Source organism: Rhodocytophaga aerolata (genome assembly GCF_030503435.1).
Lineage (GTDB): Bacteria > Bacteroidota > Bacteroidia > Cytophagales > 172606-1 > Rhodocytophaga > Rhodocytophaga aerolata.
Genome location: NZ_JAUKPO010000039.1, coordinates 1 through 24002 on the forward strand (window position 1 = coordinate 1; position 24002 = coordinate 24002).

Genomic DNA, 24002 nt, shown 5'->3' on the forward strand with positions numbered 1-24002 from the left:
CAAAGCTAATTCATTTTGAGCCCTTTATGCTTTTACTAATCCATAGTTCACGTTAGAGTATGTATTAATGAAGTTTACAACTACCAGCCCTTACCAGTAAATATTGACCTGTATATGTAGCTGATTAAGCAGGCAGGAACTAGGAAGATTATTGGGGCATGGTTTCGTTCAGCGTAACATCCAGGAGCAGGTTAGAACTCTCCTCGTGCCAGACCTGTGCATAGAAATTCCCCAGCCAGTATAAGGTTATTTTATAGTTTCCTTCCCAGGAGCTATAACAATACATGCCCTTGTTCCACACATAGTGTGCTCTTTCCTGGAGGGTTAGAAACAGTATTTCTGTTAATGACAGCATAAATGGACAGATAAATAATAGTTGCGATGGTGGCTTGTATTCCAATTAATGAATTTACAGTTTATGTCTCTGCTGAAGAAAAGTAAACCGCTGTTTTCTCAAAAAATAGAGAATACACATACCAAGCTTGGCTATCTGCTAGTAGTACACTTGTTTGCTAAAAGGGTCGTAATTGAATCTATGAACTTTCTAAAACTGTTGCCTTTCAATGTTCTAGTTATGGGGCATTCTTATGACTTGCAGCTAATTATTGGGGAAACCTATGGTAAGAAAACAAAACAAGGTAGCAAAGGTAAAAAGATGCGTATAGGCAAAAAAGGTCCCTCCGCATTAGCTATAGAGAGGGGGTAGCTTTGGAAAACTATTAATACTGTTGGCATACTGTTGCTTTTAAAGCAAGCAGGTAAGTAAGCTAGTTAGAAAGAGTAGCTTACTTACCTGCCAAACATATTATGCCTTAGGTTGATACAATGATAAGGTGTAAAAGAGTAGTTAATGAACAGCCTTAGGTAAAGATGCGTTGGGCTCATGCATCTGTTGCAGCATAGATGTCTTTAAATACTGCATAACACCAAGGCTGATAATGGCTGCAGAAAAGATACCCTCCATAAAAATAACCGCGGCCCCCGAGAAAGGATTGATATACTTCCCAACAATACTTTTTTGCTGCAACATCTCTAACAGTTGTGTGTCAATAAGCAAATACACGCAAACAAATACCGCAAAACACCCCACGCCTACTAAAGCGGTAAACATAGCGCAGGCCACGCCATTCAGGTATTCCATGGAATTGCCCTCTATTCGCTTTAGTCTGGCCACTGCCCGCCAGATACCAATTGTCAGAATAATCATATTCAATACACGCAGTTCCTGATTCTGAGCCAGATTAAACATACGCATAACCAGAAAGAAGGCCACCAGGCCTACAAACGTAAGTAATCCATAACGGACAGCAATGGATTCTGTGTGGTTCATTGGTTTCATAGGACTAATAGGTTGGTGAATAGGTATATACGTAAAAACAGATGCAGGAGGCAATGAAGCTGGCTGATTTTTAAAGGGTATTGTTGGTTACTTGTAAAAGATATGCCCCCTGTTTTTATGCAGAAAATTGCATACGCCGAGTGTCCTGGGAACAGGAATTGCGTAGTATATTTGATGCCACAACCCAAGCAGCTTTTTCCAATAGTTCCTCTACTAGTTTTCATCCATGCATCCACTTTTTCAGCAAGATTTACAGAATATAGATCAACTACTTGAGCAGGTCAGACAACTCAGCAGTGACTACCTGAGCACCATTGCCGTGAAGCCTACGGGACTTGCGCAGCCACCTACAGCGGCCTTTACTTTGCCAACAGAAGGTGCTGGCGCAGCAAGTGCCATAACCTATTTCAACACGTATATTCAGCCGTACCTGGTTGCCTCTTCGGGGCCGCGGTACCTGGGGTATGTAACTGGCGGAGGTACACTGGCAGCTATTGCCGGGGACTGGCTTACTTCGGTTTTTGATCAAAATACGCAGAATACTACCGGTATAGGGGATTTGTCTGCCTTTCTGGAAGTAGCAACTATACGCATGTTGCTGGACTTATTGCAATTGCCAGATGATTTTTACGGAGGTTTTGTTACAGGGGCTACCGTGTCTAATTTCACTTGTCTGGCTGTAGCCAGGCAATGGGTTGGACAGCAGTCTGGCAAAGATATTGCCCGCGACGGCCTTCCATTCGCCATAGACATATATTCAGCCACGCCTCATTCCTCTACGTTAAAAAGTTTAGCGATGCTTGGCATTGGAAGTGGAAATATCATTTCTGTTCCAACGCTGGATAGCCGCGAAGCAATGGATGTAGGAGCACTAGAGCAATTACTCCAACAGAAAGCTAACAAACCTTTTATTTTGCTGTGTAGTGGAGGTACCGTAAACTCAGTAGACTTCGACGATATGCAGGCAATTGCCAGGTTAAAAAACAACTATACCTTCTGGTGGCATATTGATGCCGCTTTTGGTGGATTTGCTGCCTGCTCGCCTGCCTATGCACATTTACTAAAGGGTTGGGAGCAAGCAGACAGCATTACCATTGATGGACATAAATGGCTGAATGTACCATACGATAGTGCCGTTTTTTTTACCCGGAAAGCGCATGCTAGTCTGCAAGTACAGACATTCCAAAACACGAATGCCCCTTACCTGGGCGATCCCTCAGAGAAATTTTCGTATCTGAATTTTCTTCCGGAAAACTCACGTAGATTCAGGGCTTTGCCTGCCTGGTTTACCTTGCATGCCTATGGCAAAAAAGGTTATCAGTCAGTTGTGGAACATAGCATCTCTATGGCACAACTATTAGGCGAAAAACTGGAAAAATCCGGCCTGTATATTTTGTCTGCGCCTGTTTGGTTAAATGTAGTTTGCTTTACTACACGTAGAGAAGAGAACAGAGGCGCTAGTGTGCAGCGAATCGTGGAAAAATTAAATGCTAGAGGAAAAGTATTTCTGACGCCTACTGTTTATAAAGGAGTTCCTTCACTCCGGGCTGCATTTGTCAACTGGCGAACTACCCAAGCCGACATAGACCTAACCATAGAAGAATTACTAGCCGTATATGAATAAGTGCTCGGCTGGCATATTAAACAAACCTGCCGGAATTTTTCACTGACAGGTTTGTTTGAAAGGCAATTTTATTCAATGTAGTTGGCTTGGTTATAAAGCACTTCATTGTTAAGCTTTATCTCATTTTCAGGAAAAAATAAGCAGGATAATCTGTTTCTGACATAACTGCTGCGTTTCTTGACGAAGAAGGCTGTTGCAAAATTACTAGTGTTTTAGTAGATGTTTCCCATGAACCGGGTAGCCCTAAGTACAGGGTCAATAGGAGAGAAGTATAAAGCATGGCAGGTATATTAGTTCAGTGGAATAGCTAAAGGACGCATAGGAGAACCACTGGCACCGCGTAATTTCAGCGAGGCACCTATGAAGGCAAATGTATACACTCTGTCTGCTGCTAAGTCTTCTAAAAATATTTGTTCAATAAACATCACTCCTTTTTCAGCTAACAGATAGGTATGCACTGGCACCCAGTTATCGGTACGTTCAGGAGGAAAAGCTTCAAAGCTTAAATTGTCTGCTCCTAGCAACATAATCCCCTGATCTTCAACCAGCCATTTTACTGCATCCAGGCTAATTCCAGGATATTCATGAAGAAATTCTTTGGCGTCTGCGTAATGCACCATCTGCCCGGTGCGGATAAGTACCACATCTCCTTTCTGCAGGGTTATTCTTTGTTTCTGCAAGGCACCTTTCAGATCGCCAGCGGATACCCGGTAATTGGCAGGCAGCGTTTTTACCCCTTTGTAGGAGGCTATATCAAGCAGTACGCCTCTAGCTATGATAGGAGGAATGGTTTCAGCACCTGTTTTCTTCCAGCCTTTGTCTCCTAAGTGTTTCTCTGGTGTGAAGCCATTCCATATTTTTCCATTCAGGCCAAAGTGATTTAACGCATCAATATGTGTTCCCATATGGGTGTAGAGGGAAATGGCATCTCCAGTATAGGATACTTTGTTGTTCATTTCTTCTCCCAGGCCATTGGGATTATCTACCGCTGTTCCATGCGGCGTATGTGTCAGCCAGTATTGGTAGCCAGGATCACCTAACGAATGGAAACTAGGCATGCCTACAAAATACTCTGTGCTCAGGTCATACACTTTACCACTACGTATTTTACTCAGGACAGATAGTTTGCTTGTTTCTGTCATCATATTCAGGGTACCTATCTCATCTTCAGCGCCCCATGGGCTTATGCCTACGTCTTCTTTATACTGCTGGCCAAAGGCAAGCTCGGAAATAACCATCAGTATAGGCACAGCAATTCTACTAAATACATGGTATTTTTTCATTTTGTAACTAAGAAAAGGGTGGATTGATTAAGAAAGTAAAGTAAAGGAGGCAGTGATGCCGACACTGAAATTTCGGGGCAAAGAATATACCCCCAAGATGGACCTGGTATGAATACCCAGTGAGCCAAGTGCATGTAAAAAAAGCTCCGATGCACCATTAGCTACCAGCGGCCCTTCGTCCCAGCCTTCAGCTGCCTGATAGTAAATATCCAGGTGGTTTAAGCCACTCAGTTTTTCAAAACCTATATACTTGTCTATCTGGGCAAGCGTATTTATTGCACAGAGCCTGGCAGCATCATATCCTTCCTGAATAGACAAGTCTTTGCCTAGTTTACCAGTATACAAATAATGGTCGCCATCAATAGGGAACTGTATAGCCACATAGGCGACATTGCCCCGCAGATTCACCGATACATACGATCCCCCAGGTTTGGGTGCAGAAGGCAGGCTAATTCCTAGGTCGGCAAGTGCTTGTAGAATTTGTGTTTTTGTCGTGTTCATGGGGTGTTTTTGCTTCTGTTTTGTTAACTAGTAATGTTGGTTCCTGCCTTTTTCATCAGAAGTACAGCCAGAGCAGGGCATACGATGGCTGCATTCTGGTAAACAATAATAATTTTCATACGTCAGTTTTTTTTAGTGGGTGAATACATTTAATTTATAAACCAAAATTAGCTGACAGGGGAGAGTGTAAAAATGAACTACATCAAGAAATTGACTTGAACTAGATTAAGTATGGTGCACGATCTGTTGCTTTCCAGCATTGAAAAATATGTAACTCTTGGTGAGACGGATAGAGAATATATCCAGAGTATTTTTACACCCCGGAAGTTTAAAAAAGGGCAATTTCTGGTACATGAAGGGGCTGTATGCCGGAATCAGATGTTTATTACGAAAGGCAGTGCCATTACCTATTTCATTGATATGGAAGGGCATGAACATATTATTCAGCTGGGTATCGAAGGGTGGTGGATTGGTGACTTCCAGAGTTATTTGTTTCAGCAGCCTGCCCAGTGCAATGTTCAAGCGATAGAAGATACGGAGATACTGGAGGCCTCTTACGAAAAAATTCAAAAACTTTACGAAATAGTGCCGCAATACGACCGTTTTCACCGCATTGTTATACAGCATGCGTATGTGTCTTTTCAGCAGCGGATATTGCAAAACCTGAGTATGAGTGCGGAAGACCGGTATTTGGCGTTCAGAGGAAAATACCCCAAGCTGGAACTGCGGCTTCCTCAAAAATACATAGCCTCTTATCTGGGTATAACCCCAGAGTTCTTGAGTAAACTTAAAAAGAAGTTACAGGAACGGGACAGCAGAAGGAAGTAGTTATAAAACACGAGTAGATATTGTTTTTTGTTCAAGGTAAAACCCCAGTTACTGATATACAACTGTTGAAGCTTATTCAGGAAGGGTAATACATTCCTAATTCCTACTATACTCATGTGCACAGGCTAGCGTTTTCTATGGTCTCCAGGATTAAATTAGTTGCTTGATGCCTATAAATGTTAGAAAAGGGTAGCAAAAGGTAGTAGCTATGTATCAATTTTTCCATTTCGGCTTATAAAAGGATACAGCAAGTAACCTAACTGAAAATTAGCCCCTGATCAACGGATAATAATCATTTTTGACGTGTACTCCTTGTCAGCAGTAGATAGTTTTAAAAGATACAGGCCATTTTCTTGTGGAAAATCTCCGGAAGTAATCTCATACTGAATACACCCTTCGGCTTCTCCCTCATAGAGCGTGGTGAGAAGTTTGCCTAAGGAGTTGAATACCTGTAAAGCAAGCCTTTGCGTTGTGGATACACCAAAATAAATGGTTGCATGCCCGTTAGATGGATTAGGATAAACATACAGCCTGTGCAAAGGAATTGCCATATCCCTGGCAGCTATTCTGACATGTGATGGGTAGCTACTAACTGTTGCACCTGTAAGTGGACTACGTGTGGTATCCAGGATAGGTACTTCCACTGGAACCTGGGTATTGGCTACTTGAGTAGTGGCTTTTACCCGGCACAAAGTAAGTTGAGCGGCGCCAGGGTTATTCCAGCCAAACTCACTTATATATAAATTTCCGGTTTGCGTATCTTCCACAAGGTCTAGCGGGTCAGTAAAACCGGATAGGCCGGGTATACCTGGGCTACCATAGCCGCTGACAGCACTCACAATAGAGCCATTGCTTCCTGGTTCCAGCACAAGAATGTCGTCCAGGTTACTGAATCTGCAAACAAGTAATCTGCCTTTTAAAACTCCATTGAATGCACTGCTTTTGTACTCAATTACTCCATTTGGAGAAATATTGTATTCAAAACTAAATACGGCTGGCTGGTAATTGACATCTGCCGCTATAGTAGACGGATATTTAGGATTATCTATATGGCCTCGGTTAAGCACATATTCTCCACGTAAAGGATTAGGATGTCCAAAATAGCCCTGGTAGTCCTTCCCATTAATCCGCAGGTTCGGATTTATTTTAAATAGCCAGTCGCGTTGCTTGTCTACCTGACTAGTGGCCGGAATGGCAGGCCCGTTATAGAAAGTGCCATCTGGCCGGCGGACTCCGGCAACAGAGCCAGGCGTGTTGCCACCAAAGGCAGAGCCATTAGTAGGAACGTATAAATAGCCATTGGAGTGCCATACCAGATCAAAAGCATTTCGCACGCCTGAGGCATAAATGGTCAGGGGAGAAGTAGAAGCGTAGGGATTATAATAATTTACTCCATTTACTACCATGGTGTATGAACTGGACGACGCAGCATTTATAGCCGTAAGATCATTGGTTGTTTTTGCATTTAATGGTAAGGTAGCAGGTAGTTTACTTAAATCTAGCTTCAAAATAGCCCCGGCCAAAAGAGATTCATCCCGCTGCCAGGAACCATCATAGGCACCCATAGCACTGTTGCTGCCCTGGCTAATATATAAAATACTTGGCTGACCAGGCTTAAAAGCAATACTGTTTACCAAGTGATCTTTGGTAGAACGGGGTAAATTGGTTACAACTAGCTGTTCGTTTTCCAGCTGAGCACCCCAAAGTTTCGAGAGTTTGCCATCCCATTCCTGACCATTGGCAACACCAGTAGTTGCGTGTGAAACCCATATAACCGGGTTACTGGATGTAGCAGCAGGGTCGAATGCCAAACCTACCGCAGACCGGTCTCCGTATTTCGTGCGTAGGGTGCTGACTATGGCCGCTGTTCCTAGCGTTCCATCTGTATTGATGGGAAATCGTTTAATGGTTCCATTCAGCATTAACCCATACAATTTACGGTCGGGTCCGATTGCTAACGAAGTATATTGTTCTCCTTTAGTTGCCGTAATGGGTATTTTATCAAACGCAGCGTTGATGGTAGGTTCTGTATTGCCGCTGCCTGTGGTGAAGGTAGTTTCGAAGGGCACAAAAGCAGCTCCGGAGAGGGCTTTTACCCCATCTGTAACAACAAATTTATAGGTTGTATTGGCTTGTAGTACAGTTTTTGGCGATAAATTGATGGCATCGCCTCCACCTGTGCCACCTACGTTGGCCGGAACTTCAGTAGCCGTGGTACCATTCAGCAGAAATAGTTTGACCGTAGTAGGAGTGATGGTTGCATTATCTATTCCGCCTGGCTTACCTGCTACTACAGGCACTACTACAGAGGCACTCACCCCAATATTCAAGGCTGTGCCTGTAGCGCCATTTGCCGGATTTACAGCCGACACCATGGGTCTTGTAGCCGGTATCGACTGTACATAAACAGAGTTTACTTTGGTGTTAAATCCACCAAGGGCATTGATCGTTAAACGGCCATCTACTACATAAAACTGTCCGGTTTTTTGCTCATACTCCTTCGTAGAAGAACCTTGAAAATTATAAATGAGAATGCCTGCTTCCACATTTAGGCGATGTTTACTGTCATACGTACTACCTGAGGGTTGATCTCCCACCATCCCGGTTACCTGATAGGCTCCATTAGGCACAGCTATTTCCCAGGCACCCCTTTCTTTATTCGCATTGGTAGCTACCAGATCTACCAGTTGCATATGAACCAATGTGTTTTGCTCTAATGATATGCCAGTCCGGTTCCGGTTCCGGGCATCTGCGGACATATCCCAGGGCACATGGGTAGCACTGGAAAGAGAGTTTTGTGTTACCCATCCATACGTATAGCCATTGCCACGGCTTCCGTAAGGCGAACCAGTATCTTTCAGAAATCCGGCTGGCACTTGAGACGTGGCTGCATTCTGGAAATTAACTTTCACCTGCAGGCCACCCGTACCGGGAACAACTGGCGAAAGAAATGAGCCTGGAATAACCGTGATGGCGGAGCTAGTAGGAGTTTGCCAACCAACAGCCAAGTTGTCTCCACCTGAACCTTCTTTATGCAGGGCTTCTATATAGTACTTTTGGCCGGCTGTTAGCGCAATAGCAGCAGATTTCTGGGAAGCAAATTTCGTCCACTGCCGAGCCGAGGTATACCCTGTGACAGAAGCTATTTTAACCTTACTGGCAACATTATCCGTAGAGCTCAACCATAGTTCACTGTTATCATCTGAAGCTATATAAAAAGTATAGCTGCCGGTACTTGGCGGGCAAATGTAACCTCTGATGCGTTGCCCATAATTATCGCCTGCATTGGTAGGGGCTTCAAACGAAGGAATTGTAGAACTAGTGGAAGGAGTAGTAGTTACTGGAATAGCCGTTACCGAGGTGCCTGTTATACCGGACCAATATTCACGTAATATAGTGCCATTTCCTGTACAGGCACTACTTAGCACTACTGGCGAAAGCACCGAGCCTGGAATAATCGTGATGGCGGAGCTGGTAGGCGTTTGCCAACCAACAGCCAGATTGTCGCCGTAAAGCGATTCTTTGTGTAAGGCCTCTATGTAATAGCTCTGGCCTGCTGTTAACGAGATGGTTGCAGATTTCTGGGAAGCGAATTTCGTCCATTCTCTGGAATTAGTCCAGCTGGTTACTTCAGCAATTCTGCGCTTGTTCAAGGAATTATCGTCGGTACTGAGATAAAGTTGTGCGTTATCGTCGCTTGCCAGATAGAATGTGTAATTGCCTGTAGCAGGGGCACACAGATACCCTCGTATTCTGGCTCCATACTGGTCGGCTATATTGGTGGGTGCTTCAAAAGACGCAAGTTGGGAGGTAGAAGTAGGGGTGGTAGCAACAGGAATAGCAGTCACCGTAGAGCCACTAACACCAGCCCAATATTCCCGCAGAATGCTGCCGCTTGCTGTGCAGGTAGCTAATCCCTGCATTGGAAGAATAGTAGTAGCGTTGCTAGTATGCCCTGGAGAGGAATCTTCTGGAAACGGCGATGGATTATCAGTGGTGTTCCAGGGAGAAGTAATAGCCGTGTGAGGATCTGTAGTGGAAACCTCCCTTACCAGATAGTTTGCCGGAGTGAAAAACATGGTAGTTCCCAGATAGTATAAGACCACAGAAAAGCTGTAAATACCGAAAGGGATTGTTAGGCCAGTAGGCAAAAAACGAAAAAGTATAGACCGTTGCATATAAGTAGGAGAATATGAGGTCGTGGAAATAGTTCTTGAAAAAATAGCATTTACCAATACCCGGCAGCGTAGAGGCTTACCTGCTACAACACATGAAAAATCAGCTGCATAGCTTAAGGCAGAGTATAGGTACCATCGTATAACTAATTCAATTAATAGAGTAATTAATCTCTCTGGCTGTGCAAGGTTGCATCCAGTGCGTATGCACATAAAAAATATGAGGCAAAAAGTGTAGCAGCGTTATTAACTGTAAAATAAGAAGGCAGAGTAGTTTTTCCGTAAGCAGTCTATCACCTGGTGGCTCAAGGCACCAATGAAGATTATTATTTACCGGCTAACAAGGCTTTTAGTGTTTAAAATAAATTTGTGATTTTATAATGTAAAAAAATGAAATACAAAAGCTGAAATAGTTTGAAAAAGCCTGTTTCAGGGCACGAAAAAGGCATATCCGCCATAAAAAGTAGGATAATTTAGACAGAATTTATCAGAGAGTCAATACTTAATTTTCGGTATTTTTCTTCCTAATCCGGAAAAATTATTTCAACGTTTAGGTGGTGTTTAAGGCAAACAGAAGGGAAAGAGCATTGGTATAGATTTGATGCAAAGCAAACAATTACTTATACATAAAATTTGCTACAGGCTTTTTCGGCCTGTAGCAAAGAAGGACAAATGAAACATACTAAGCTTTAAGAAGCAGTTGTACCCAGGACTTGCTTTTGGTCATAATACTTTCCGTAAGCGGTCCAGATAGCCGCCAGAGCATCTGAAAGGCAGAGCAAAAAAATAGTATCCGGGGCCAGACCTTGCAGATAAAATCCTGTCATGATTAGAATTCCGCCGGCATGTCCGATAATTTTCCAGGTATAGAAGGGAGCAAAATGGTATCTGCCCATTTGTACATAATAATATCCGATTACAAGTGAGAGTAAACCAGCCATCCTGATCCAGATTTCGTTGGTAGGTTCAAATCCCATCAAGGCTAGTACGCCATTAGGATAAATAATTAGGCCGATCCCATTCAGCATCATGTAGATGCCCCAGCATAGGGTGCTTAGGGCTGCCTGACTTTTGTGTTTGATTGTTTGTGTTTTCATGTATATAGGTTGGGTGTTTATTGTTTTTTGGAATGGTAGCCAAGTGTACCTACAGCTCTATTCCGGATTAATTACCTAAGAACTACTACAAAGGAAAGGCATACACCCGATATTTTTCTTGATTCAAATCAAGAAATCCAAGGGATAGTTACGTGAAGGAGAATAAATTACCTGTCTTTTTTAAGCAAGGATATTTGTTAATCATACTAAACCGATAGCATACTGGAGAGGCAGCCTAAGGGTAGTATTTTTTTCCAATAACCGGGTATTGTGCTTACAATGGGTGAGACTATTTTAGATTTTCCAGATATTTATAGCCGCTGCCGGTATTAACCAGCACTACTCTTTCTTCCGGCTGAATCCATCCTGTTTGAAGGAGTTGTTTGGCAGCCTGATATATAGCTCCCCCTTCCGGAGATACCAATAACCCTTCTTCCCTGGCTATTTCTTTTACAGCACCTATAATCGCTTCATCTTCAATAGAAATAGCGCTACCTTTGCTTTCTTTTAATACCCGTAAAATCAGGGAATCGGCATAAGGTTTGGGTACCCGCAAGCCATTCGCTACCGTAAACGAATCTGGGTAAAGTGTCATCTGCGTAGCTCCTGATTCAAAGGCTTTAACCACCGGGGCACAGTTGGCCGATTGCACGGCTACCATCCGGGGTCTTTGTGAGCCAATCCAGCCGAGTTGTTCCATTTCATCAAATGCCTTCCACATACCAATTAAACCGGTGCCTCCGCCAGTTGGGTATACAATCACCTCTGGTAGTATCCAGCCGAGTTGTTCGGCAATTTCATAACCCAGGGTTTTTTTTCCTTCAATCCGGTAAGGCTCTTTGGTAGTAGATACATCAAACCATCCGTGGATACTTGCTTGCTGACGTACCAACTGGCCGCAATCATAAATGCTGCCATCTACCAGCGTCAGTTGCGCACCAAAAAAACGGCACTCCTGTTTAAATACGTCCGGGGTTGCGGTAGGCATAAACACATGTGCTGCTATGCCTGCTTTGGCACAATAGGCACTCATGGCACCACCGGCATTCCCGGCTGTTGGAATAACGCAGGAGGTAATCCCAAGCTCTTTAGCCCTGGAAACAGCCATACTCAATCCTCTGGCTTTGAAAGAACCGGTTGGGTTCAAGGATTCGTCTTTTATGAATAAGGAAAACATCCCCGACTTTTTACTTAAACCCGTAGCCTTTAACATAGGCGTGAAGCCTTCTCCCAGAGAGACAATATTTGCATCCGACACCATCGGCAGCATTTCGCGGTAACGCCACATAGAAGCAGGGCGGTGCCGCAGGTATTTTCTGTTCAACCGGCGACGGGTGTCATATACGGCTAATAAAGGCTGGAGGCAGCCAGGCTGCTGGCAAACAGTCAGCACGTGCCCTTTAGAATAAACATGTCCACAGGCCGAACAAACCAGATGAGTAAAGAACGTATTTGTTTTGGTAGCTCTGAGTCGAATAGGATACGTTAATTCTAGCATAGGGATGTGAAAGAAATGAATAAGTATGTACGTTGTATATCCTATATACGCAAAAGCATGCCTGTGTGTCGGGCAGAAGAGTAAAACATTTGATAAATCTGTTCAGCCAGCTACGTTTGCTAATGTTACACAGCCGGGGTATAGCTTCCGTTAAAAAGTTGTTTGGGAGCCTGACCGATGGAAAAAAAGTTGCCGGACGGAGCCCTACAGGTAGATACAAAGGAAAATTTTTTAGCTTTATAAAATGATGAAGTTTTGTCTGACAGGGTTGTTTTATATGTTGTGCTTTCTTGTAACACTTCCAGCTGCTCTGGCAGTTACCCAGCCGGATTATGCACAGTATCATGGCCAGGTAATGGAAGCGGAAAGACTACTGGCCGAGGAGAAGTATCAGCAAGCCCTGGTGGTGTACGAAAACCTGTTCCATACCTATCCTTTTATTTTCCTGCGGGAGTACCAGGTGGCCACTCAACTGGCCTTACAATTGAAAGATACAGCAAAAGCAGGCGACTACCTGAAAAAAGGGATAGCCGCCGGATGGTCACGCAAATCTATCCGGAAAAATACATATCTAGCACCGATACAGAAGGATCTCCGTGAGTATTATTCTTCGCTCAACAAGCAATACCAGGATAGGCTCGATGGGGAATACCGCAGGCAAGTAAAAAAGATGTTTGCCAAAGATCAGTGGAAAGCCTTAGGGGCCTTATTTACTTTCAGCTCCAAAGGGCAAGACCGGTATGCTGAAAAAAGATTTGCGCCGCACAGTGAGAAGCAAGTCCAGCAATTGATAGAGATGATGGCTGGCAAAGGGTATCCGGGTGAAAGACTGATCGGGAAAAACTTCTGGGTAACCACCATCCTGAGTCACCATAACTCCATCTCGCATCGGTATGTACAAGCGGATACCCTCTATCCATTTATCAAACCAACATTGCTTGCTGCCATTCGATCGGGCTATATGTCTCCAGAAGAATTTGCTTTAATAGATGACTGGTACCGGGCAGTAAAATTTAATCGCCAGACGGAAGGCTATGGCTACCTCAATCACCCTACCCGGGACGGCTTATCGCAGGTAAATGCATTGCGGAGGCAGATAGGACTGAGTCCCGTTGAAATCAGAAACCGGCTAGTTGACCTGGAAATGAAAACAGGTATGCGGTTTTATCTGCCTGGGGCTCCCTGGGTAGAAGGTAAAATTTCTATCACAGAGTAAACATGCCAGGCTACTAACTGATTTCTTGATTGGCTTTAGAGTGATTTGCAAAGCTGACTGGCATAGTTAGAAGATGGAATAATTCAGTGAGAAGCAACGCCATTTTCTCTTAGCTTATCTCAATTTGGTTACCTGTTTATACTTATATTTAGCTAGTTAAAAATAGCCTGTATCTGTTCTGTTACCGTATATGTTGAAAACGAAAACTGTATAATATAATGGCAATCAAAGTAATTGGAGCAGGTTTTGGCCGTACTGGTACCCTTTCCATCAAATTAGCACTTGAGCAACTGGGGTTTGGCAAATGTTACCACATGGTAGAACTGCTGGAGAATCCCCAGCAGGTGCACTTTTGGGAAGAAGCCAATCAGGGAAAACCGGTAGACTGGGAAACCTTGTTTCAAGGATATCAGGCAACGGTAGATTATCCGGGCTACCGGCATTATAAACAACTCATGCAGTATTATCCGGAAGCAAAAGTATTGTTAAGTGTACGCGATCCTGAAAAATGGTATGAAAGTACCTATAACACGATTTATCAGGCAGCGCCTAGCCTGGGGCAAAAAATTGAAATGGCGTTGAAATTGCTTTTTTCTTCCCGGTTGCGGAAATTACTCAGGGTATTTAAAATGAGTGGCGGGGTATGGAAAGGAGACTTTGCCGGCAGGTTTGAAGATAAAGCATTTGCCCTTGAAGTGTTTCACCGGCATAACGAAGAGGTAAAGCGAATAGTGCCTGCCCACCGTTTGCTTGTGTATGAGGTAAAGCAAGGCTGGGAACCCTTATGTACCTTTTTGAATGTGCCAGTGCCGGATATTCCTTTTCCAAAAGTAAATGAACGGGACGGCTTTCAAAGCAAAACAAAAGAACTCTTACGCACTGCCTAATTGCCATAGCTTATCCGCTGGTAATTTATAAGATTAAAAATACAAATCAGCTAGTCCACCGGCTCAGGAATTGGGTAAATGGCTCCTTATACTGGTCGCTTACCGGTATAGTAATTTCTCCGATTTGTACACTGTTTCTGGTAACTGCTTTTATCTGCTCCAGCGAAACAATATATGAGCGGTGTATGCGCATAAACCGCCTGGAGGGTAGTTTTTCTTCCAAAGCTTTTAAACTGGTTAAAGATAGAATGGGTTTGGTACTGCCCAGTACATACACTTTTACATAGTCTTTCAGGCCTTCTACATACAGTATATTTTTAAAGGCTACCCTTACCAATTGGTATTCTACTTTCAGAAATAAATATTCTTCTTCCGGCTCCGGAGCGCTGACTGGAATAGGTATGGATACAGGTGGTTGTTGCCGTTCTGCGTATGAGCGGGCTTTGTTAGCAGCCCGTAGAAATTCATCATACCCAAACGGTTTGAGCAAATAATCCAGGGCATCTACTTTATATCCTTCAATAGCATATTGATTAAAAGCGGTGGTAAACACAACCCTGGGGGTATCCTTGGCGCCGCTCCGGTCTAAAATCCTGGCGAGTTCCAAGCCGTTTAAATCCGGCATTTGAATATCTAAAAAAATCAGGTCTACCGGCTGTTCGTGAAGTCCGCGGAGGGCTTCAATGGCACTGCTATAGCGGCCCACCAGCTTCAGAAAAGGAGTTTGCTCAATAAAAGCACAGATAAGCCCTAAGGCCAACGGTTCATCATCAACGGCCATGCAGGTAAGTGTGGGAAGAGTCATGATAGGTCAAGGGTTAAGTGAACCTGGTATTCGTTTTGTGTTGGATCGGCAGCGGCCGATAAGCGGTAACGGTCTGGGTACAATAGATCCAGCCGGCGGCGGGTATTTACCAGGCCAATACCATTGCCTTGCTCCAATGACTTACTTTGGTCGGTGAATAAAGTGTTCCGCACATCTAACTCCAGGGAATCCGGCATCTGTTGGATACCTATAAAAATGCGGCTGCTATGTAATGCACTAACGCCATGTTTAAAGGCATTCTCCACAAAAGGCAAAAGCAGCATAGGAGCAATCACCACTTCTTTTAAAGGCGAGGGTTGTTTAAAAACTACCTCCACTTTGTCTGTCAGGCGAAGCTGCATAAGCTCGATATAGTCTTGTACAAAAGCCATTTCCTGGCTAAGCAATACGGTATCTTTCTGGGTTTCATACAGCACGTAGCGCATCATCCGCGACAGTTTCAGCAAGGCCTGGCGGGAGGCTTCCACATTGATCATGGTGAGTGCATAGATATTATTAAGCGTATTAAAAAAGAAATGGGGGTTAATCTGTGCTTTTAAAAAGGAGAGTTCGGAGTCGGTTTTCTGCTGTTCCAGGCTTTTACGGAGCAAAACTTCTTCCTGCCGGAGCAGCGTATCTTTCTGCGACTTTTGTACGGCAGCTATGGTAGTACTAATACCCATGGCCATAAGCGTAGAAAAAAAGGTGAAAACGATGGTCCATTTGGGTACATGCCCGGCCCCATGCGGTGGCTCCGCTGTTGGATTAAATGCCCGGGCCATCAAAAGCGGCAAATTCAACCAGTACTCCACCAGCCAGGCAAGTGCTGTTACAGCAATAACGGTAGCCAAAATAGCCACGATATACTTCCCTATTTTGTTTTCGAACAACAGTTTTGGCACCCATATAAGGGTGTTTACATAAAAGGCCACTACATATAAACAAAAGTGTATGGCTTGTTTTATCCAGAACTGAACAGGCAGATTGACACTCAGATTCAGCGGCGGAAATACAAGCAGCACCAGGCCAAGCAATACCCACACGAGTGCATGTACCGAGTAAGCAGAAAGCCGGATAGGAAATAAGATAGCCATGGGTAGAGTGTTAAACGAAGTAAGGAAAATACTTGCAAACATACAACCACCTGTTGATACTCCTGGAAGCAATCTGCCGCTAGCCCGAAATCACCGACAGAACCAATGAATTTTATCTATGACTGCTCACATTTACTGGCTAGAAGTGTATGCGGGCTCTTTCATCGGTGCTGTCTGGCCACTGGTCGGTAGGGTAGGGCAGCAGGTCTATTGCATTTTTTATCCTGTGCAAAAGAGCATTCCTTTGAATCAATAATCAGCCGAAACTCAACAGCTGATCAGCTAAAAAATCTTTATACCATATAAATACATAAAACTATGAAAAAGCTATTTGTTTCTTTAATGACTGCCTTCCTGATGGGTACTGCTTCCTTATCCTTTGCTACTTCTACTCCGGTTACCCACCCCATAGACGCCTCAGTGGTTGTCCGTACAGAATCTATGAAGTTAGATGTAGTAACGCAGGTAACCGAAGAGGCTTCGCTCGTAATCCGGTTACGGGATGCTGACGGACATATTCTGCATACCAAGCACATAAACAAAGGCGAAGGAGCCATCCGCTACCGGTTTGATCTGTCAAAGCTGCAAGACGGAGACTATCAGGTGGAAATAAGTAATGGGACTACTAAACAAGTAAAAACCTTTACCATCCAGACTACCCCTCCATCTTTTACCTCTACGCGTTCCATCTCCTTATCCTGAACTTAGTACTACCCGCTAAGCATTCTTGGCGGGTAGTTTTACCTAACCCCATTTCTCAGCCATTTTTACTGAAAACTCATCGGTTAAAAAGAGCAAGTCATCGGCGTTCATGGGTCAGCAGTCTAGTCTGTTTCGTTGCTCTTTTTTCTATCTGTAGCTTTGTTTCAATCCTTATAATCAACTCATTCTTAAATCAATGAAAAAGTTTTTCTCCGTACTTGGGCTGTTGTGCTGTTATCACTGGATGTATGCCCAAACACCCGCCAGCACATCTGTGCCGCCTTCCCAGGTGACAGCCAGCCTGGCCAGTGTGGCCAAAGGGCGCATCAGCGGCACCGTAACAGATGCTGCCAGCAATGAACCTGTTCCCTTTGCCACAGCAGCCTTGATACCGGCAGGCAGCAAAACACCGCTGGATGGAGCCGTAGCCGATGAGAATGGTAAATTCACGATCAGCAAAGTAGCTGCCGGAGAATACAAACTGGCTATTTCTTTTTTAGGCTATGAAGAAAAGATACTCGATAACATAACGGTTTCCGATAGCAAAGGAGAGGTTAATCTAGGCACCATCCAACTAAACCCAACGGTGCAGGAGCTGAAAGAAATTACGGTACAAGGACAGAAGAATCTGATTGAAGAAAAAGTAGACCGAATGGTGTACAATGCAGAAAATGATGCTACTAACCGCGGCGGCGATGCGGCGGATGTACTGCGGAAAGTGCCCATGCTTTCAGTAGACCTGGATGGCAATCTATCTATGCGGGGTAGCCAGAATATACGGGTGCTGATCAACAATAAACCTTCTACGATTACAGCCGGAAGCGTAGCCGATGCCCTGAAACAAATACCGGCAGATATGATTAAATCCGTAGAGGTGATTACTTCACCTTCAGCCAAATATGATGCAGAAGGCTCCGGCGGAATTATCAATATCATTACCAAAAAGAATACCCTGGAAGGCTTTTCCCTCAATACCGATATAAGTGCCGGCACGCGTGGGTCTAACCTGGGTCTGAATGGCAGTTACCGCAAAGGGAAAATGGGCTTTTCGCTGGGAGGCTTTGGCCGTTCTGGATACAACATCTTAGGCAGCTTTGAGAACAAACAATCTACCCTGGATTCGCTGGGAAACACGGTTTTATCCTTGCAGCAAGCCGATACCCAGAATAAGATGCTGATGGGCAGATATACCTTGGGCTGGGATTATGACATCAACAAGAACAATTACATGAATGCCTCTGTTCAACTGGGTACCTTTAATATGAATATGCTGCAGGATAATTTGCAAACCCAAACCTTTGTCAATGGCAACTTTTTGAACAGTAGCTTGCGGAATGTTGATATGGCGAACTTGTCGGCTACATTCGACGCGAACTTGAATTATACCCACACATTCTCAAAGCCGGGGCAGGAGTTTAGTATTCTCACCCAATACAGCCGCAACAACCAGACAAACAATTTTATCAATACGATACTTAATGAGGAACTGACTACCGAAAGCCAGCTGAAAAACATAAACGAAAGTTATAATCAGGAGGTAACCGTTGAGCTGAACTACCAGACACCCATTGGTAAAAATCAGCTGCTGGAAGTAGGCGGAAAAGACATTATGCGGAAAGTAATCAGTGATTTTACCTACTATACTGCCGAAGGGGAGAATGGGGAATTTGTACCTGTCAATAACAACAGCCTAACTAATGTATTCAATTACAATCAGAACATTATGGCGGGATATCTGTCGTATACCTGGTCGTTCTTGAAAGATTACAGCCTGAAGGCAGGTACCCGGTATGAATACACGACTATTACGGCAGATTTGGAGAATGAAACTGAGGGCTTTAAAATTCCTTCGTATGGCGTACTGGTGCCTAGTATTAATTTATCTAAAAAGCTGAAAAATGGCAATACCCTGAAGGCTGCCTACAACCGGCGAATTCAGCGTCCATCCTTACAGTTCTTAAACCCCAATATTCAAGCCTCGAACCCATTAAATATAACAGTCGGCAATCCCGATCTGAATCCGGAATACACCAACAATTTCGAGCTTTCCTATGGCACTTTTATCAAGAGTACATCCTTAAATTTCTCTGCCTTTGCCCGCAATACAACAGGGTCTATCCAGAGTATACGCGATGTGCTGGAGGGAGACATTATCCGCACAACCTACCAGAATATCGGCAGCGAAAATGCCTATGGCATGAGTGTATTTGCTAATGTCAATCTTTCTAATAAATTTTCGCTGAACGGAGGAACCGATGTGTACTATGCCATGCAAGCCAACAATGTAGCAGATCCACTGTATAATGCCAGCAACCAAGGGTTAGTGTATAGCTTGCGGGGATTTGGCAACTACAATTTATCCAATGGCTGGGGGCTGCAATTGTTTGGCTTCTACCGCGGACGGCAAGTCCAGTTACAAGGTTACCGGGGCGGGTTTGGTATTTATAGTTTAAGCGTGAAAAAAGACTTTGCCAATAAGAAGGGAAGTATTGGTTTTGGAGCAGAAAATTTCCTGACGTCTGCTATCAAAATGCATAGTGAACTTAACTCTCCGGTACTGGATCAATCAAGCACCAACGTTATGCGCAATATGAGCTTTAAGGTGAACCTAAGCTACCGCATCGGAAAAATGAATGTGGGCACACCAAAACGCCGCAAGTCCGTAAACAATGATGATCTGAAAGGTGGCGAAAGCAACGCAGGACAAGAGACCAGCTCTGCACCTATGGGAGGGGGTACCCAGCCACAAAGTTCCAGAAGCGGACAGGGGCAAATGCCTGCCAGTGGCTCACCTGCTTCTCCAGGTACACTGCCCAAGGCTACGTCGCTGGCAAACGTGGGTACATCTGCTAAGGGAACTGGCCTTTCCACCGACAGTACACAAGCAGGCCAGATAGATTCAGCTGCGATTACAGGAAAATGGACAGGTAAGCTAGCAATGTTCGATGCCACCCTGAACCTGAAGGCGGAAGCAGCTATGCTAACTGGAACCATGTCAACGCCAATGGGTGAAATGGCTATTACAAACGGTAAAATTAACGGAAGTGCTTTCTCTTTTACACTCTCTGTTAATGGAAATGAACTAAGGCATGAAGGAACCGTGGAAAACGGCAGGATGCTTCTATCTACTGAACTCGAAGGAAATCTTATCAAGGGAAGTTTTACAAAAACTAATTAAGGGTGATATAGCTACCTAAAATTGCAGATAATGAATATACTGAGCTAATTCGTATACCACATAGGCTCTTCTAAAAATAACGTAATTGATTTAAGAACAAAAAACCTTCCTGCTGGGAAGGTTTTTTATTTGGTAAGTCCTACCTTCAACAAACATAAAATGGTATAGCCAGGCAGAATTGTTCCTAGTATCCGGGTGTAGAAGGTAGGTACTGTTGCTCTTTTTTTGTAGTATTACCCATCCGTGAACACGCAAGCAGTTTGTAAAAGGTTAGCTGTTTTATAAATCAATGATGTAGTCAATCGTCCGTACATACGTTTTTCGCATTTGACAAAAAAACACCCTAATTACTTATGACAATTTCTCTAAAAAACATCCTTACCCTCTGGCTTATAATCTGCCTGTTTAGTTGCCAGACGCCTTTGTTGGCGCAGACCAAGAGCTTATTTAATGGAAAAGACTTAACCGGCTGGCATGTAGATGTTCCGCAAATGGACAACGATGCTGCAATAAAAAGTCCCTTTATTATCCGCAACGGCTTGCTTGTGAGCCTGGGTACGCCAGGTGGCCATTTAATTACTGATGCCATTTACCAGAACTACCGGCTGGAAGTGGAGTACCGATTTGCAGCCAAGCCTGGCAATTGTGGCATACTGGTACATGCTTCCACACCCAGGGCCCTTTACAAAATGTTTCCCAAATCCATTGAAGTACAGCTGATGCACGAAAATGCGGGTGATTTCTGGTGCATTGCCGAAGATATTAAAGTGCCGGATATGGAGAAGCGCAGAGGAGATAAGGCTCAGTGGGGAACTACCGAAGACAAGCTACGCCGCATTATCAACCTGACAGATGGCTCTGAAAAACCACTGGGGGAATGGAACCGTATTATAATTGAATGCCTGGGCCGGTCAGTAAAAGTATGGGTAAACGGCGATCTGGTAAACCATGGCTTTGATTGCACCTCCCAGAAAGGACAGATTGCCTTACAAGCCGAAGGTTCCGAAGTAGAATTTCGAAAAGTGCAACTAACCCCTATCACACAACTCACCCAATAGCTGCTAGCTCTTCCAGATACATGTTTGTAAATTTATTCCGTAAAAGTCTTTTTCTTTTATTCCTGCTTTCGGTTAGTGCCAGTATAGGCTATGCACAACAAAAAACCTATACCCGGCAAGATTCCTTGAGAGGCACGATTACCCCGGAACGTGCCTGGTGGGACCTTACCTATTATCACCTCAGTATGGAAGTCAATCCGGCGGACAGCAGCATTCGTGGGGTAAACCAGCTACAGTACAAAGTACTTACCGAACATAGCTTACTGCAGCTTGACTTGCAACCGCCCATGGAGATAAATAAAGTGCTGCAGAAAGGCAAAGAACTTACTTTCCGCAGAGAGGGCAATGTGTACTGGATTGAAATACCACAAAAGCAAACCGTTGGTTCTGTGCATGAACTTTCGCTCGTTTTTGGTGGCAAACCGCAGGTAAGTAAACGCCCTCCCTGGAGTGGAGGCATTACCTGGCAGAAAGACAGCAGGGGAAATCCGTTTATCGCCAGCAGTTGCCAGGGAGATGGGGCAAGCCTTTGGTGGCCCTGCAAAGATCATATGTATGATGAGCCGGACAGTATGCTTATCAGCGTAAAAGTGCCTAAAAACCTGATGGATGTTTCCAATGGCCGCTTACGCAAGGTAGACCGCCACAAAGACGGTAGTAAAACCTTTCACTGGTTTGTATCGAATCCAATTAACAATTACGGCGTGAATATTAATATTGGAGATTATGTGCAGTTTTCAGAAAAATACAGTGGTGAGAAAGGACAGCTGGATTGCACCTATTATGTGCTTCGGGATAACCTGGCGAAAGCCAAGGAGCAGTTTAAAGAAGCGAAACGCATGTTGGCAGCCTTTGAACACTGGTTTGGTCCGTATCCATTTTACGAAGATGGCTATAAACTGGTAGAAGCTCCTTACCTGGGTATGGAACATCAAAGTTCGGTTACGTATGGAAATGGTTATCAGAATGGCTACTTGGGCAGAGACTTAAGCCAGACCGGTTATGGATTAAAATTTGATTTTATCATTGTGCACGAATCTGGCCATGAGTGGTTTGCCAATAATATTACCTACCGGGACGTAGCCGACATGTGGATACATGAAAGTTTTACGGCATACTCCGAGAATTTATTTCTCGATTATCACTTCAGCAAGGAAGCAAGTGCAGCCTATGTTCTGGGCACCAGATCCAATATTTTGAATGACCGGCCCATTATCGGCGACTATGGTGTGAATAAATCCGGCTCTGGAGATATGTACTACAAAGGAGCCAACATGCTGCACACCCTGCGGCAAATAGTGAACGACGATAAAAAATGGCGTGAAATTTTACGGGGCATGAATCAGGCGTTCTATCATCAGACAGTTACCAGTGAACAAATCGAGAATTATCTTAGTAAAGCGGTAGGCCGGGAGCTTACGCCTTTCTTTACTCAATACCTGCGGACCGTACAAATTCCTGCGCTGGAATACCGGTTAATGGATAATAAACTCTATTACCGCTGGGGCTCTTGCGTAGAAGGCTTTGCTATACCAGTACGGGTTTGGCTCAACAAGAGAGAACAGTGGCTGGAGCCAACCAAAGCATGGCAGTCACTAACCGACTTACCAGCCAATACGTCAATGGAAGTAGATCCGAATTTTTATGTGATTCCTTTTAATCTCACCACCAACTAAACGCAACCCACGCTTTCCCATTAGCAAGATATAAGTACCAGATTTCAACACATAAAAGAAAAGATAAGCATTCCCTAGGATACAAACCGGGAGTTTGTGGCCAAGTTTGTTATTGTGTTTCCCGATGCCTACCTCCATCCTTCAGGGCATGTCAGGTGAAACTTTTAGAATTTTAATTCGAGGATTTGTTTCAATTGCCCTCTTTTTCTGCTAAATTATGATACATTCTAAAAGTTTTATCACTTAAAAGATCAAACCTATGTTACAGTTGGATTTACGCAAAGAGCTGGAAGCTACCAGAGCAGTTTCCGTTCTACCAACAGAGGTGTCAACTATGGATGAGGCTATCGAAGGGCTGCTAGAGCATGCAAATGTTGATACGTATTTAATGGGGCAAAAGCGGCTGGAGAAACGCCGGCACCTCTTACAAACCGCCTATACTGAAGAGCAAATACGGGCGATTTGTATTAAATACCGCTTGCGTTGTTTACCGGTAGACATGTTTAAAGGCCGTATGGATGAGCAGGTACCTCAGAAAAAATCGGCTTTTGAGTTGAATTATACAGAAGCAATGCAGGAAGAAGTGCAGCAGGAGGAGTACCGCCTTCTGGCTCCCAGTGAAATGTTCCGGCTGACTACTGTCGACCGGGACCCGCTGTTACTCTATAGATATATCTTTAATGGCACCTATTACTATCAGCTAGTGCACCAGTGGGGAGGCGATTTAAGTAAATGGCGGGCAGTAATCCATTTTCCGTTACGTTCGGCTAAACATCTGGTGAGCTGCTGCTTACTTTTCTGGCTGGTAATTATGCTGGCGATGTCTGCCAATATTGGCATCAGTATCCTGGCTAACGTATCGGTAACAGCTATTTTGCTCTCCTCTCTTACCATTTTTTCAGCATCCATGTTTAAGTCTGATGACGGAAGCTACCAAACTTCCGATAAACAATGGAACTCTGAATTTGAATGGTAATACTGAAGTTCATGTACGTTTACTTTTTATATGAAATGCCAGAAGTAAAAAAGCGGCACTAGGTT

Annotated in this window: 18 protein-coding genes; 9 read left to right on the forward strand and 9 right to left on the reverse strand. The window is 44.1% G+C overall.

Annotation, left to right across the window (positions count from 1 at the left end):
• Positions 1-148: 148 nt before the first annotated feature.
• Both Q0590_RS31955 and Q0590_RS31960 read right to left on the reverse strand, forming a co-directional pair.
• Entirely contained in the window at positions 149-355 is a 207-nt protein-coding gene (locus Q0590_RS31955) for a hypothetical protein (protein ID WP_302041732.1), read from the reverse strand.
• A gap of 492 nt (positions 356-847) precedes the next feature.
• On the reverse strand, positions 848-1339 hold the full coding sequence (locus Q0590_RS31960; RefSeq protein ID WP_302041733.1) for a hypothetical protein: 492 nt from the start codon (positions 1337-1339) through the stop codon (positions 848-850).
• 226 nt (positions 1340-1565) lie between these two features.
• Here Q0590_RS31960 and Q0590_RS31965 point away from each other — a divergent pair, with 226 nt between their 5' ends.
• Positions 1566-2963, forward strand: a complete 1398-nt coding sequence (locus tag Q0590_RS31965; protein WP_302041734.1) for a pyridoxal phosphate-dependent decarboxylase family protein — start codon at positions 1566-1568, stop codon at positions 2961-2963.
• Positions 2964-3253: 290 nt separating this feature from the next.
• Here Q0590_RS31965 and Q0590_RS31970 read toward each other — a convergent pair whose 3' ends face one another.
• The gene (locus Q0590_RS31970; RefSeq protein WP_302041735.1) at positions 3254-4246 is read right to left on the reverse strand and encodes a cyclase family protein; all 993 of its coding nucleotides are present in this window, start codon (positions 4244-4246) and stop codon (positions 3254-3256) included.
• 27 nt (positions 4247-4273) lie between these two features.
• Positions 4274-4747, reverse strand: a complete 474-nt coding sequence (locus Q0590_RS31975) for a RidA family protein (RefSeq protein ID WP_302041736.1) — start codon at positions 4745-4747, stop codon at positions 4274-4276.
• A 231-nt stretch (positions 4748-4978) separates the two neighbouring features.
• On the opposite strand from Q0590_RS31975, the gene Q0590_RS31980 reads away from it, so the two are divergent.
• On the forward strand, positions 4979-5575 hold the full coding sequence (locus Q0590_RS31980) for a Crp/Fnr family transcriptional regulator (RefSeq protein ID WP_302041737.1): 597 nt from the start codon (positions 4979-4981) through the stop codon (positions 5573-5575).
• A 278-nt stretch (positions 5576-5853) separates the two neighbouring features.
• Here the strand turns inward: Q0590_RS31980 and Q0590_RS31985 are convergent, their stop codons facing one another.
• The 3 genes from Q0590_RS31985 to Q0590_RS31995 all read right to left on the reverse strand — a co-directional run bounded on the left by Q0590_RS31985 (position 5854) and on the right by Q0590_RS31995 (position 12345).
• Positions 5854-9753: a PA14 domain-containing protein gene (locus Q0590_RS31985; protein WP_302041738.1), complete on the reverse strand. Its 3900-nt coding sequence runs from the start codon at positions 9751-9753 to the stop codon at positions 5854-5856.
• A gap of 686 nt (positions 9754-10439) precedes the next feature.
• A complete protein-coding gene (locus Q0590_RS31990; protein ID WP_302041739.1) occupies positions 10440-10847 on the reverse strand; it encodes a hypothetical protein in 408 nt (135 codons plus the stop codon).
• Between the two features lie 289 nt (positions 10848-11136).
• Positions 11137-12345 (reverse strand): threonine synthase, encoded by a 1209-nt coding sequence (locus Q0590_RS31995; RefSeq protein WP_302041740.1) that lies wholly within the window; start codon positions 12343-12345, stop codon positions 11137-11139.
• Between the two features lie 244 nt (positions 12346-12589).
• Between Q0590_RS31995 and Q0590_RS32000 the strand changes: the two genes are divergently transcribed.
• Positions 12590-13561 (forward strand): hypothetical protein, encoded by a 972-nt coding sequence (locus tag Q0590_RS32000; protein WP_302041741.1) that lies wholly within the window; start codon positions 12590-12592, stop codon positions 13559-13561.
• A 218-nt stretch (positions 13562-13779) separates the two neighbouring features.
• Entirely contained in the window at positions 13780-14448 is a 669-nt protein-coding gene (locus Q0590_RS32005) for a sulfotransferase family protein (protein ID WP_302041742.1), read from the forward strand.
• Positions 14449-14494: 46 nt separating this feature from the next.
• On the opposite strand, the gene Q0590_RS32010 is transcribed toward Q0590_RS32005, so the two are convergent.
• Positions 14495-15253 carry a LytR/AlgR family response regulator transcription factor gene (locus Q0590_RS32010; protein WP_302041743.1) on the reverse strand — a complete coding sequence of 253 codons (759 nt, stop codon included), beginning with the start codon at positions 15251-15253 and terminating at the stop codon, positions 14495-14497.
• Positions 15250-16347, reverse strand: coding sequence for a sensor histidine kinase (locus tag Q0590_RS32015; RefSeq protein ID WP_302041744.1), 1098 nt, complete (start codon positions 16345-16347; stop codon positions 15250-15252). The genes Q0590_RS32010 and Q0590_RS32015 overlap by 4 nt, the downstream gene beginning before the upstream one ends.
• Positions 16348-16665: 318 nt before the next feature.
• Between Q0590_RS32015 and Q0590_RS32020 the strand changes: the two genes are divergently transcribed.
• The 5 genes from Q0590_RS32020 (at position 16666) to Q0590_RS32040 (ending at position 23937) form a co-directional block, all read left to right on the forward strand.
• The gene (locus Q0590_RS32020; protein WP_302041745.1) at positions 16666-17049 is read left to right on the forward strand and encodes a T9SS type A sorting domain-containing protein; all 384 of its coding nucleotides are present in this window, start codon (positions 16666-16668) and stop codon (positions 17047-17049) included.
• 196 nt (positions 17050-17245) lie between these two features.
• On the forward strand, positions 17246-20227 hold the full coding sequence (locus Q0590_RS32025; RefSeq protein ID WP_302041746.1) for a TonB-dependent receptor: 2982 nt from the start codon (positions 17246-17248) through the stop codon (positions 20225-20227).
• A 353-nt stretch (positions 20228-20580) separates the two neighbouring features.
• Positions 20581-21285 (forward strand): 3-keto-disaccharide hydrolase, encoded by a 705-nt coding sequence (locus tag Q0590_RS32030; protein ID WP_302041747.1) that lies wholly within the window; start codon positions 20581-20583, stop codon positions 21283-21285.
• Positions 21286-21305: 20 nt separating this feature from the next.
• Positions 21306-22961 carry a M1 family metallopeptidase gene (locus tag Q0590_RS32035; RefSeq protein ID WP_302041748.1) on the forward strand — a complete coding sequence of 552 codons (1656 nt, stop codon included), beginning with the start codon at positions 21306-21308 and terminating at the stop codon, positions 22959-22961.
• Positions 22962-23220: 259 nt separating this feature from the next.
• Complete coding sequence (locus tag Q0590_RS32040; RefSeq protein ID WP_302041749.1) at positions 23221-23937, forward strand: hypothetical protein; 717 nt, start codon at positions 23221-23223, stop codon at positions 23935-23937.
• Positions 23938-24002: the final 65 nt, after the last annotated feature.